This window comes from Streptomyces sp. NPDC052114, from assembly GCF_040680155.1.
Lineage (GTDB): Bacteria > Actinomycetota > Actinomycetes > Streptomycetales > Streptomycetaceae > Streptomyces.
Genome location: NZ_JBFAWC010000009.1, coordinates 1 through 12,217, shown reverse-complemented (window position 1 = coordinate 12,217; position 12,217 = coordinate 1). Strand labels below are relative to the sequence as shown.

11 protein-coding genes and 1 pseudogene are annotated in these 12,217 nt (G+C 74.0%); 7 read left to right on the top strand and 5 right to left on the bottom strand.

Annotated elements, in window-relative coordinates:
• Nucleotides 1-197: 197 nt before the first annotated feature.
• The gene (locus AB0L89_RS20475) at nucleotides 198-1,085 is read left to right on the top strand and encodes an SAM-dependent methyltransferase (RefSeq protein ID WP_365142737.1); all 888 of its coding nucleotides are present in this window, start codon (nucleotides 198-200) and stop codon (nucleotides 1,083-1,085) included.
• A 205-nt stretch (nucleotides 1,086-1,290) separates the two neighbouring features.
• Entirely contained in the window at nucleotides 1,291-2,211 is a 921-nt protein-coding gene (locus AB0L89_RS20470) for a TauD/TfdA family dioxygenase (protein ID WP_365142736.1), read from the top strand.
• A 2-nt stretch (nucleotides 2,212-2,213) separates the two neighbouring features.
• On the opposite strand, the gene AB0L89_RS20465 is transcribed toward AB0L89_RS20470, so the two are convergent.
• On the bottom strand, nucleotides 2,214-2,723 hold the full coding sequence (locus AB0L89_RS20465) for a GNAT family N-acetyltransferase (protein WP_365142734.1): 510 nt from the start codon (nucleotides 2,721-2,723) through the stop codon (nucleotides 2,214-2,216).
• Between the two features lie 231 nt (nucleotides 2,724-2,954).
• Here AB0L89_RS20465 and AB0L89_RS20460 point away from each other — a divergent pair, with 231 nt between their 5' ends.
• Both AB0L89_RS20460 and AB0L89_RS20455 read left to right on the top strand, forming a co-directional pair.
• Complete coding sequence (locus AB0L89_RS20460) at nucleotides 2,955-4,193, top strand: CoA transferase (RefSeq protein ID WP_365142732.1); 1,239 nt, start codon at nucleotides 2,955-2,957, stop codon at nucleotides 4,191-4,193.
• A gap of 30 nt (nucleotides 4,194-4,223) precedes the next feature.
• Entirely contained in the window at nucleotides 4,224-4,649 is a 426-nt protein-coding gene (locus AB0L89_RS20455; RefSeq protein WP_365142730.1) for a hypothetical protein, read from the top strand.
• Here AB0L89_RS20455 and AB0L89_RS20450 read toward each other — a convergent pair.
• The 3 genes from AB0L89_RS20450 to AB0L89_RS20440 form a co-directional block, all read right to left on the bottom strand.
• Nucleotides 4,634-5,353: a cupin gene (locus AB0L89_RS20450; protein WP_365142728.1), complete on the bottom strand. Its 720-nt coding sequence runs from the start codon at nucleotides 5,351-5,353 to the stop codon at nucleotides 4,634-4,636. The two genes, AB0L89_RS20455 and AB0L89_RS20450, sit on opposite strands and share 16 nt — an antisense overlap.
• A 162-nt stretch (nucleotides 5,354-5,515) precedes the next feature.
• A complete protein-coding gene (locus AB0L89_RS20445; RefSeq protein WP_365142726.1) occupies nucleotides 5,516-5,956 on the bottom strand; it encodes an SSI family serine proteinase inhibitor in 441 nt (146 codons plus the stop codon).
• 346 nt (nucleotides 5,957-6,302) lie between these two features.
• Entirely contained in the window at nucleotides 6,303-7,523 is a 1,221-nt protein-coding gene (locus AB0L89_RS20440) for a diaminopropionate ammonia-lyase (protein WP_365143374.1), read from the bottom strand.
• 105 nt (nucleotides 7,524-7,628) lie between these two features.
• Between AB0L89_RS20440 and AB0L89_RS20435 the strand changes: the two genes are divergently transcribed.
• The 3 genes from AB0L89_RS20435 to AB0L89_RS20425 all read left to right on the top strand — a co-directional run bounded on the left by AB0L89_RS20435 (nucleotide 7,629) and on the right by AB0L89_RS20425 (nucleotide 12,122).
• Nucleotides 7,629-8,558, top strand: a complete 930-nt coding sequence (locus AB0L89_RS20435; RefSeq protein WP_365142724.1) for a LysR family transcriptional regulator — start codon at nucleotides 7,629-7,631, stop codon at nucleotides 8,556-8,558.
• Between the two features lie 164 nt (nucleotides 8,559-8,722).
• Nucleotides 8,723-11,527, top strand: coding sequence for a hypothetical protein (locus AB0L89_RS20430; RefSeq protein ID WP_365142722.1), 2,805 nt, complete (start codon nucleotides 8,723-8,725; stop codon nucleotides 11,525-11,527).
• 79 nt (nucleotides 11,528-11,606) lie between these two features.
• Nucleotides 11,607-12,122, top strand: a complete 516-nt coding sequence (locus AB0L89_RS20425) for a GNAT family N-acetyltransferase (RefSeq protein WP_365142720.1) — start codon at nucleotides 11,607-11,609, stop codon at nucleotides 12,120-12,122.
• On the opposite strand, the pseudogene AB0L89_RS20420 reads toward AB0L89_RS20425, so the two are convergent.
• Nucleotides 12,120-12,217 (bottom strand): annotated as a pseudogene (locus AB0L89_RS20420) (slipin family protein); the annotation flags it as partial. The gene AB0L89_RS20425 and the pseudogene AB0L89_RS20420 overlap by 3 nt on opposite strands.

The following is a 12,217-nucleotide window of genomic DNA, read 5'->3' as shown; positions in this document are numbered from 1 at the left end:
GGCGAGCGGGTGGGCCACGCCACAGTCGCGGGGGCGCGCCGCGCGCGGGAAGGGGCCCGGCTTTCCCCTCAACCGCCCTTCCGGCACGGTCTGTTGGAGATCCCGTGATCGGTTCACCCGAACGTGGATCTCCGGATAGTGTCACGGCCAGGAACGCGTCCGGTGAACCCCGTGGGAGAGGTGGAGAGCGCACTGTGGTGAGTGACAACCGGCCCGGGACGGCGTCCATTCCGGCCTCTTCCTCTCTTCCTTCCGTTCCCTACGACATCCCTACCTCGGCGCGCGCCTACGGCTGGATGCTGGGCGGCAAGGACAACTACGAGGTGGACCGGAACTTCCTGCTCTCCACCCTGCCGTCGTTCCCGGAGTGCGTCGACATCGCCCGGCAGAACCGCGAGTTCCTCTTCCGGGCGGTGCGCCATCTGACCCGTGAGGAGGGCATCCGCCAGTTCGTCGACATGGGCTGCGGACTGCCCACCGACGACAACGTCCACCAGGTCGCCCGGCGCTTCGCCCCCGACGTCCGCGTCGTGTACGTCGACATCGACCCGATCGTCCTGGCGCACGGCCGCGCGCTGCTCGCCGACGACTCCTCCACGACGGTCATCCACGCGGACATGCGCGACCAGGAGGCGGTCCTCGGCCACCCCGACGTGGCACGCCTCATCGACTTCGACGAGCCGGTCGCCGTGCTCTTCCTCTCCGTGGGGCACCATCTGACCGACGCGGACGGGCCCTCCCGGATCCTGCGGACCGTCATCGACCGCGCGGCCCCGGGCAGCGTCCTCGGCTTCTCGCAGGTGGTCGCCGACGATCCGGAGCGGGGGGCCGCGATGACCGCGCACATCGCGGCGGGCGGCGTCCCCTGGCAGACCCGAACCCCCGCCGAGGTCGACGCGCTCCTCGCCGGTCTGGAGCCGTTGGAACCCGGCCTGGTGAACCTCGTCGACTGGCGCCCCGACGCCGACCAGCCGCCGCTCGCGCCGGTCGCCCCCGACCTCCTGCCGTACCTCGGCGCCACCCGGTCCAACAGGGGGATCTACGAGTACGGGGGAGTGCTGCGCAAGCCGCGCGGGAACGGCTGAACCGACGGGGGTCTCCCGGTCGGCTGTTGACCCGGACGGACCAGCGCCCCACAATGTCGACCATGATCCAGCACCTCACCGCCGCGTGTCGGACGTTCGACGTCCCCTGGCGGCGCGGGTGCGAGCGATCGGGCCGCTAGCCGCACGCAGCACCACCTCCGTGCAGCTCTCCCGTTCGTTTCGGCGTCCGAAGGATCAGATCCCCATGACCACCGTGTCCCTGCGTGAAGCCCGTGTCCCCGCCGACGGCATGTACGAAGGCCGCCGCACCCTGCGCCGCCTGCCCGCAGGGTGGCAGGAGCGGCCCTACGAACTCTTCGACGTCGTCCCCCAGGGACGGATCATCGGCGCCGAGATCCGCGGCGTCGACCTCGCCCGGCCCCTGACGCCCGCCCTGCGCGAGGAGCTCAACCGCGCCCTCCTGGAGTGGAAGGTGCTGTTCTTCCGCGGCGCCGGCATCACCGCGCAGCAGCAGCGTGCCTTCGCCCTCAACTGGGGTGAGCTGGAGACCAATCCGCTGCTCGCGCGCGGCTCCGCCGACGACGTCGCGCGCTTCGCGAAGGGCGGCGACGCCGAGCCCACGTACGAGAACGTCTGGCACGCGGACGTCACCTTCCGCGAACGCCCCGCGCTGGGCGCGGTGCTCCAGCTGCGCGAGGTGCCGCCGTTCGGCGGCGACACCCTGTGGGCGGACATGGCCGCCGCTTACGACAACCTCTCCGACGACGTCAAGGCCCGCGTCGACGGTGCGCGGGCCGTGCACGACTTCCTCCCCGGCTTCGCCCGCTTCTACGGCCCGGAGCGGCTCACCCCCCTCCAGGACCGCTTCCCGCCCGTCACCCACCCCGTGGTGCGCACGCACCCGGAGACCGGGCGGCGGATGCTCTTCGTCAACACCTCCTTCACGACGCACATCGTCGGGATGGAGCGCGCGGAGAGCGACCGGCTGCTCGGCCACCTCGTGCGCCAGGCGCACGTGCCGGAGTACCAGGTGCGCTTCCACTGGCAGGCGGGCGACGTCGCCTTCTGGGACAACCGCGCCACGCAGCACTACGCGGTCGACGACTACGCCCCGCACCGCAGGGTGGCGGAGCGGGTCGCCGTCGCAGGCGACCGGCCGCGCTGACCTCAGGCCCGCGCGGCCGACTCCCAGCGGATCTCGCCGTCCTGGACCACATCGGTGGCGGCGAGACCGGCGGCCCGCGCCACGGCCGCGGACGCCCCGTGGTCGGGGTGGACGTGCGCCACGAACGTCCGCACACCCTGCCGCGTCAGCCAGTCCACCAGGCCACGGGCCGCCTCCGAGGCGAGGCCGCGCCCCTGCCAGGGCGTCCCGACCACCCAGGCGATCTCCGCGGGGCCGCCCCGGGCGACCGTCGCCTGCACCGTCCCGACCAGCGGCCCGCGCCCGTCCCGCCCGCGCAGGCGCAGCACCCAGTTGCACCAGGAGACGGCGGGGTCGGGGGAGCCCGCGAGCATCCGCCGGTAGCGGGCGCGCAGGGCCTCGACGTCGTCGGGGGCGCCGCCGATGAACGTGTGCAGCGCCGGATCGCCGAGGACCAGGGCCATCTCGTCGGCGTGCTCGACGCGCAGCGGCAGCAGGTCGAGCCGGTCGGTGCGGAACTCGGTGGGGATCATGGAGGCATTGTGCCGCTGCCCCGCCGCACCACCTCCGGGCGGGGTTCCGGGTGCGGGGCTCGTGCGCGCAGGTGGTGCCTGTCTCCGCCTCGGCTCTCCCCGGCGGGATCGGCAACTGTCCGGGATCAGGGGCCGGTTCATGGCCGAAGAGCCGTGGCCCGGAGCCGCCGGGAGGGCATACGTTTTGGAGGACATGATCTTTCACGTTCCGGGTCTGCCGAGGTCCTTCTGATGACGACACCGAACACCGGGCCGAGCACGTCCAGCGGTGCCCTCGCCGGACTCAGGGTGCTGGACCTCTCCCGGGTCCTCGCGGGCCCGTACTGCGCCCAGATGCTCGCCGACCACGGCGCCGACGTCATCAAGGCGGAACCGCCCGCGGGGGACGAGACCCGCGGCTGGGGCCCGCCGTTCGTCGCGCCGGGCACCTCCGCGTACTACCGGAACCTCAACCGCGCCAAGAAGAACATCGTCGTCGACCTCTCCGTGCCCCAGGGGCGGGACATCCTCGACACGCTGCTGCGCGACACCGACGTGCTCGTCGAGAACTTCAAGGCGGGCACCCTCGCCACGTGGGGCTTTCCCGACGACGCACTGCGCCGCCGTTTCCCCGCCCTGATCCACTGCCGCATCACCGGATTCGGCACGGACGGACCGCTCGGCGGGCAGCCCGGCTACGACGCGGTGCTCCAGGCGTACGGCGGCCTGATGAGCGTCAACGGCGAACCGGACGGAGCGCCGCTGCGCGTCGGCGTGCCCGTCGTCGACCAGGTCACCGGCATCCTCGCCTTCTCCGGCATCCTGCTCGCCCTGCACGAACGCCACCGTTCCGGCCTCGGCCAGCTCGTCGACTGCACCCTCCTGGACACCGCCGTCAGTCTGCTCCACCCGCACTCGGCGTCCTGGCTCGCGGACGGCTCCGTGCCGCGCCGCACCGGCTCCGCGCACCCCTCCATCGCGCCCTACGACTCCTTCGCCGCCGCCGACGGTCCCCTCTTCGTCGCGGTGGGCAACGACCGGCAGTTCGGCGCGCTCACCGACGTCCTCGGTGTGCCGGAGCTCGCGGACGACCCGCGCTTTCGCACCAATCCCGACCGTGTGCGCCACCGGCAGGAGCTGCGGGCCGTCCTGGAGAAGGCCATCGCCGCGCGCCCCCGCGCGGAGGTGGCCGCGCTCCTGACGGACCGGGGCGTCCCCGCTTCCCCGGTGCACGACGTCGCCGAGGCGCTGACCGCACCCCAGGTGCGCCACCGCGGCCTGGTCGTCGAGGCCGACGGGTACCGAGGACTCGCCTCGCCCGTGGCCCTGTCGCGCACCCCGGCCCGGGTGCGGCCCGAGGTGCGGGGCGCGGGGGCGGACACGCGGGAGGTGCTCGCGGACGCGGGGTACGACGAGGAGGCCGTGGGCAGGGCCGTGACGGACGGGGTCGTACGGGCCGCCGAAGCGGGCCCGAGCGGCGACGACGCATGATTGTCAGTGGCGGCTGCGACAGTGGCCGGCATGACACCACTGCTCCTGAGCGACATCGAGGCGGCCCTGCGGGCCAGTTGGGGCGCGGACACCTACCCGCCCGACTCCACGGACGTGTGGCCGCCGGACAACCCCGCGCGCGGCCAGTGCGGCGTCACCGCCCTGGTCCTGCACGACCTGCTGGGCGGTGACCTCCTGCGCGGCGAGGTGCTCGTCGACGGGGCGCACGCGGACTACCACTGGTGGAACCGCCTGGGCGAGGGCCTGGAGATCGACCTGACGCGCGAGCAGTTCGGGCCCGAGGAATTCGTCACCGAAGGCACGGTCGTGGTGCGGCCGCCGGAGATCCGCCGCTGCCGCGAGGAGTACGAACTGCTGCGCGCCCGGGTCCTCCAGCGCCTCGACGACCAGGTGCGGGAGCGGTCGGTCCGGCCGGTGGGTCAGGCCACGTCGTAGACGTCGAGCCGCCCGCACATCCCGAACCTGCCCCGGGCGGCGGGCTGTTCGGAGCGGACCCGCGCGGCGGCGAGGTAGTCGGCGTCGCCGCGTTCGATCCGGTCGAGCTGGGCGGCGGTCGCCTCCGCCGCGACGGCCGCACCGGCCCGCCAGCGCTCCCGCCACCGCGCGGCCGACGGACGGACCAGGGCGAGCGCGGCCCGGTGGAAGGCGGCCAGCGGCTCCGGGTCCCCGGCATCGGCCGCCGCGCGGAGCGCGGTGAACCCCTCCACGGCCAGGTCGCGGCGGCGCCGGGCCGCCTCCGTGAGCTCCGCCTCGGTCCCGTCGGCGGGCAGCGCGACGGCGGCGCGGTAGGCGTCGGGGTCGGCGAGCAGCCGGGGCGGCAGGGTCAGCACGGCGTCGCCGGCCTCGGGAAGTCCGCAGTTCTGCATGAGGACATTGATCGTCAGGCTGCCCTCGTTGACCAGGCGGTGGATGGTGCCGGGCGTGAACCAGACCAGGGCGCCCGGGGCGAGGGGCGTCTGCCGGAACCCCGACGTGGTGAGCGTCTGCACGGCGCCGCGTCCGCCGGTCACGGCGTACCCCTCCGAACAGGTCAGGTGCAGATGGGGAGTTCCCCCGCGCAGCCCGTCGGCGGCCGGCCAGTCGTACACGCTCAGCCTCGACACTCCGATCCCGCCGGGCAGTCCCTCGTACTGGGTCACCGTGTACTCCTCGCGACGTCGGCTGGGGCTGTGAGAAGTGGTACGAGAAGACACTACGGCCCCCGGTGTCGCCCGACACCGGGGGCCGACCCGCGTCCCGGCGTCCTTCCCCCACGAAAGGCCACCGGAACTCCCCTGAGTGTGGTTCAGGGTGTGATCCCGTCAGAAGGTGAGTGCGGCACCCTCCCCGAGACCGGCCTTCATCGTGCAGTGGTTGGAGAAGGTGGTGGACCACCCGACGTGTCTGCCGTTCCAGACGCCCGCCACGGTCACCGTGACCGGCCGCCACTCCTTCGTACACGCGATGTCGGACGTGGCGCCCACCAGCTCGGTGAACCGGGCGTCCACACCCTTCAGTTCGGCGCACGCGGCCGCCGCCGCGGGGTGGCTGCCGGCCGGACGCGGGGCGCAGGTCAGCGTCACGGCGCGCTCCACGGCGGCGGTGGTGGCGTCCTCGCCCTGGCCGACCGTGAGCACCAGGGCGGAGGGCGCGTAGAGGCTCCGGGGCTTCGGGGTCTCGGCCTGCGCGGTGCCCGATGTCGCGACGAGGACGCAGGCAGCCGACGTGGCGGCCGCGCCCACGGCCTTGAGGGTGCGACGCATGGTGTTCTCTCCTTCACTCGGTGTGGTGGTGACTGCGGTGAGGAGTCTCGCCGGTGCGGAGAGTGAATGCCATACGGATGGTCGATTTCCGGATGTGTCGCTCCGGTGAGCGGTGCACGCACGGTCGTTCGGGCAGCTCAGGGGTGGTGGGGTGACCTTGCGTCGAGTGTCCAGCATGTGGACAGATCTTATTGGTATAAGCAAGAACCAAGCTCTGACCTGCAATGACGGGAAATTGGTTCTTTCTTCGACGATCTGTATCGACCGGAAATGATCGGTGTGTGACGGGCGTTCGACGGCGATACGGGGAGAGTGTCGCGGCGCCGCACGGCGGCACGGGCCGCCTTCACGCTTGGGGGTTCGCGTCCGCCCCCTCGGTGCTGACGAGGACGAGCGTCGAGGCGGGCCCGACGCCCAGCGCGGCACGGCGCCCGGCGGCATCCCCGCCGGTGAGGGCGGCCCGCACTCCGGCCAGCGAGGCGGCACCGCACGGGCCGGACGAGACGCCCAGCTCCGCGAGGTCGCGGGCGGCTCTCGCGGTGTCGGCGTCGGTGACGGCGACCGCCGCGTCCAGGCCGTCCCGCAGCACGGGCCAGGCGAGCGCGGACGGCGTCCCGCAGTTGAGTCCGGCCATGGTCGTGACGCCGGTCGGCACGGTGGTGAGCGCGCCCGCGCGAAGGCTGGCCAGCACGCCGGCGGCCGTCACCGGCTCCACGGACAGCACGGCGGAGGGGGCGTCACCGGAAGCGGAGGCGGAGGCGGGGCCCGACGCGGCACGGCCGCGGTAGTGCGTGACGGCGGCCTGGGCGAGCGAGCCGACCCCGACCGGGACCGCGACCAGCGCGGGCGAGGGCGCGCCCGCAGCGCCCAGTTGGGCGTCGACCTCGGCGAACAGGGTCTCGTACCCCTCGACGATCAGCGCCGGGATCTCCTCGTACCCCTCCCACGCCATGTCCTGGACCAGCACCGATCCCGGTGCCTGCGCCGCCTGCGCCGCGCGGCGCACCGCCGCGTCGTACGACCCCGGCACCGCCGTGACCTCGGCGCCCTCGCCCTCGATCGCGGCCACCGCCGAAGGATGCACGCCGTCGGGGACGAAGACGAGCGCGCGCCGGCCGAAGCGCCGCGCCAGCCGTGCCACGGCCCGGCCGTGGTTGCCGTCGGTGGCGGTGACCAGGCGCAGGGGCGTCCCGGCGGAGGCCGCCGAGGAGCCGTCCGTGTGGCGTGCCACGATCCGGTCGATCGCCCAGGACGCGCCCAGCGCCTTGAACGCCGGCAGGCCGAACCGCGTCGACTCGTCCTTGACGAAGACCCGGGACACCCCGAACTCCCGCGCCAGCGCGGGAAGTTCGTGCAGCTTCGTGGGGGCGTATCCGGCCAGTGAGGTGTGGAAGTGCCAGGCGTCCGGCGGGGGAGGGGCGCAGGTCCACGCGCGAGCGGCGGGTCGCGCGTACCAGGCGCCGGAGGGAGCGGACGCGGGCTCGCACGGGGCGGAGGCGGGTTCGGAAAGGGCGGACGCGGGGTCGGAAGGGGCGGACGCGGGCGCGGAGGCGGTCTCTTGATCCATCACGGGACCAGCCTGCGGCCCCGGCCTCCCTTCGGTCCAGCACATGTTTCCGACCCATAATGATCAGAGAAGCCGATGAATCGGTGACGGACCGGAAGGGCGAGGATGTTCGACCTGCACCGCCTGCGGCTCCTGCGCGAGCTGAAGCACCGCGGCACCCTCGCCGCCGTCGCCGCGGCCCTGTCGTACAGCCCCTCCACCGTCTCCCAGCAGCTCTCGCAACTGGAGACGGAGGTGGGCGTACCCCTTCTGGAGCCGGTCGGGCGGCGGGTGCGCCTGACCCCGCAGGCCGAGATCCTCGTCGCGCACACCGAAGCCGTCCTCGCACGGCTGGAGCGCGCCGAGGCGGACATCGCCACCTCGCTCTCCGGCCTCACCGGCACCCTGCGCATCGCCTCGTTCCAGACGGCGAACCTCGCCCTGGTCCCGACCGCGCTGACGCTGCTGCGCGAGGCGCACCCCGCGCTGCGCGTCCACGTCACCCAGGCCGAGGCCGAGACCGCGCTGCCCGCCCTGCTGGCCCGCGACTTCGACCTGGTCATCGCGGAGGAGTACCCCGGAGACCCCGAACCGCGCCCCGCGGAACTCCAGCAGGAGGTCCTCTGCGACGACCCCCTGCGCCTGGCCGCGCCCGCCGTCGCAGGCCGGGTCGATCCGCGGGGGACGGACCCGCAGGAGGCGCTGCGCGCGTACGCCGACCACCCCTGGGTCATGGAACCGGTCGGCAGCGCGGCCCGGCGGTGGGCGACGGCGCTGTGCCGCTCCGCCGGCTTCGAACCCGACGTACGTTTCGAGTCGACCGACCTCCTGCTCCATCTGCGCCTGGTCGAGCTCGGCCACGCGGTCGCCTTCCTGCCCGACCTGGTGTGGAACGACCGCGGACCCACCCTGGAACTCGGCCCGCTGCCAAGGGGGTGGCGCTCCCGGCGCCTGTGCACGGCGGTACGCGCGGGCCGCAGCACGCACCCCGCGATCGTGGCCTGCCGCAAGGCGCTGCGCCGGGCGGCGGCGGCGACCGCGCCGCGAGAGGCCTGAGCCTTCGGCAGCGCCCGACAGCCGTTTCTCGCCACCCGCGCCCGGCCCGGGGGAACACCGGGTCAACCGTGTTCGTCGTCGAAGTGGCAGGAGGGGTACCTGAGTTCGCATGCGTGCCCTGATGTGAGCGATCACGAGGAGGGCCACCGTGAGACGAGTTCCCCGTGCGACAGCTGTGGTGTTGGCGTTGGTCACGTTCGCCGCCCTGCTGCCGGGCGCGGCGCAGGCCGCGGACGCCCCCGTCCGCCCCGGCGCCGCTGTCGCAGTCACCGCCGTCGCTGGCGCAGTCACCGCCCCCGCCGTCCGGCAGCGACGACGCCGGGCTGCCGAAGGGCTGGCGGCTGCACGGCGAGGGCGTCGGACAGGAACTCGTCTGGACCTCGCGCGAGCCGGTCCCGGTGGGCGACGCCCGGATCGAGTTCCACTCCGGGGACAGACTGCTCGGGGCGCCCGTGGCCACGCAGGACCGGCGTTCCTTCCGCCTGCCGTTGCGCGGTGCCCGCGTCGGCCCGGCGAAGGAGCTGAAGGTCCTGGCCGCGGGGCGCAGGCTCGACGAGGCCGGCGTCCGGGAGGAGGCACGAAGGCCGCGGCCCGCCGTGCCCGCACGCCCCGCGACGCCGCCTCCCGCGAACGAGGTCGACCCCGGGGAACCGGGCCCCTACCGCACCGTCACCGGTGCCTACACGCTCCCGTCGGTACGCCTGCCCGGCTTCGCGGAACCCGTGGAGATGCGGGCCCAAGTGGTCGGCCCCGCCGACGCGCCGGGCAAGCGGCCGGTGGCGCTCTTCCTGCACGGCCGTCACTCCACCTGCTACGGCGGCCCCCCGAGGGACACGAGCTGGCCCTGCGGGCCCGGCAAGAAGCCGCTGCCCAGCCACGAGGGCTTCCGGTACGCCCAGCAGCTGCTGGCCTCCCAGGGATACGTCACGGTGTCCGTCTCCGCCAACGGCATCAACGGCCAGGACGAGTTCGTCGGGGACGCCGTGGGCGAGCAGGCCCGCTCGTCGCTGGTGCGGCTGCACCTGGGCAGGTGGGCGGACTGGGCGCGGAAGCGGTCCGCCGCCCCGGCGGCGGTGCGCGCCGTCGCGCCCGCTGATCTCTCCCGGGTCCTCCTCGTCGGACACTCCCGGGGCGGCGAGGGCATCAACCAGGCCGCGCTCGACAGCCTCTACCCGCCGCCGTCCGACGTGGACGGGTACCACGGCGCGGTGCGCTGGAGGATCCGCGGCACTGTGCACATAGGCCCCACCTCCTTCGGACGGAACCCGGTCGCCGACGTGCCCTCCGTGACGATCCTGCCGGGATGCGACGGCGACGTGTCCGACCTGGCGGGGCAGTACTACGTGGACGGAACGCGCGGCGTCAGCCGCGGCGCCGCCCTGCACAGCGCGGTGTACATGGTCGGCGCCAACCACAACTTCTTCAACAGCGAGTGGACTCCGGGACAGGCCACGGCGCCCGCGGAGGACGACTTCTCGCCCCCGTCGGACCCGGTCTGTTCGAAGGGAACCCGCACCCGGCTGACCGTGGAGCAGCAGCAGGCCGCGGGGGCGACGTACCTGGCGACGGCGGCCCGGCTGTTCGTCGCGGGCGACGACCGGGCGCGCCCGCTCCTGGACGGCTCGCGCCGCCGTGCTCCTTCGGCGGGCCTCGCGCAGGTGCTGACCAGCGCCGTGGGCGCCCACCGCACGGCGGCTCTGGTGCCGGACGGCTCGACCCGGGTCGAGGGCGGGCGGCTGTGCGCGCAGGAGCGTCCCGGCGACGCCCGCGCCTGTCTGCCGACCACCACGCCGTGGACATCGGGGTCACCGCACTTCTCCCGGTGGTGGGTCTCGCCGGAGACCGGCCGCCAGGCCGTCGCCATGGACTGGTCGCGGCCGGGCGACCCGGTACGGATGAGCCCGGCGCGCCCGTTCTCCCTGGCCGGCGCGGAGGACCTGGCGCTGCGCGTGTTCGTGCCCCCGAACACCACAGGCACCGAGCTGGACGTCTCCCTCGTCGACACCGCGGGCCACCGGGCCGCACTCGGGCGGGTCCGTGTCGACGGACTGCCGGGCAGCGACAGGACGGCCTCCTTCTGGGCGCAAGAGGTCCGGGTGCCGCTGTCGGCGGCGGCCCGGCAGCGGCTGGACCTCGGGCGGGTGAGCACCGTGGAGCTGACGCCGCGCACCCGCTCGGGCAAGGCGTGGCTGATGGACGCCTGGGGTTGGCGCCCCGGCACCCCCGAGGTGAGGCCCGCCGCGCTGCCGCGCGTCGACATCGGGCGCCTGACGGTCGAGGAGGGCGACTCCGGCGTGCGCACCTACCGCGTGCCGGTGCGCGTCTCGGGCCAGGGCAGCGGCACGGTCCGGCTGTTCGTGCAGAAGCCCGGCACGGACGAGGCGACGCACCGCACGGTGACGGTGCGGCCCGGCGGTGACGTCGACGTGCCGGTGGAGGTCCGCGGGGACACCCGCTTCGGCTACGACATCGAGCATCACCTGCTGGCCAAGCCGGTGCACGGCGCGGTGGTCGGCTCCTTCCGAGGTGGCGTGACGGTCCAGGACGACGACCCGATGCCCGACGTGACCCTCGAACCCGTCGCCGGGCGGGTCGCCTGGGGCGAGCCGCTGACCTGGCGGATGACGCTGTCCGAGCCCGTCGACGTGGACCTGCACGCCGACCTCGCCTTCCTGCCGGTGGGCGGCGGCGCGGAACTGTCCACCCTGGACGTGGACCCGCGCTGGCTGGACAGCGGGTTCCACGCGGAGCCCCGCCCCGAACGGCCGCTGTCCGAGGTGACGCGGAGCGAGGGGCTGCGGGTGACCGTGCCCGCCGGGGAGAGGAGCGTCGACGTGCGGGTGCCCACCCTCAAGGGCGCGGCGCAGCAGCCGGAGAAGTCCTTGAAGGTCCGACTCTCCGTCCTCGACAGCGCCTCGGTGCCGCGGCCGGGGCCGGTGGTCACGGGGACGGTGAGCGAGGCGCCGTAACCACATGCGGCCCAGGGGGGAGCGAGGCCGACCCGAAAATGATCGCGCGCGGTCGGCCGCGCCCTCGTAGGGTGCCCGCATGCCCGACTCCTTGACCGAACCCGAACCCGAACCCGAACCCGAACTCCAGCTCCTGCACGCCGACCACGCGCCCGCGCTGCTCGCCTTCGAGGAGGCCAACCGCGCGTACTTCGCCGCGTCGGTCCCCGACCGGGGCGACGCGTACTTCCGTGACTTCGACGCACGGCACGCCGCTCTCCTCGCCGAACAGGACGAGGGCGTCTGCCACTTCCACGTGCTGGTGGACGACGGGGGCGAGATCGTCGGGCGGATGAACCTCGTGGACGTCGCGGACGGCGGCGCCGAACTCGGCTACCGCATCGCGGAGAAGGCCGCGGGGCGGGGCCTCGCCACGCGCGCGGTCCGCCAGGTGTGCGACCTCGCCGTCACCGCGTACGGACTGACCCGGCTGCGGGCCGCGACGACGCTCGACAACCCCGGCTCACACGCCGTGCTCACCCGCACCGGCTTCGTGCCCCGCGGCGACATCGTGCTCGACGGGCGCCCGGGGACCCGCTACACCCTGACGCTCTGACGCCCGTTCCAGGAAGCGCAGGAGCTCCACGGGGAAGGGCAGGACGAGGGTGGAGTTCTTCTCGGCGGCGACGGCCACCACGGTCTGCAGGAGCC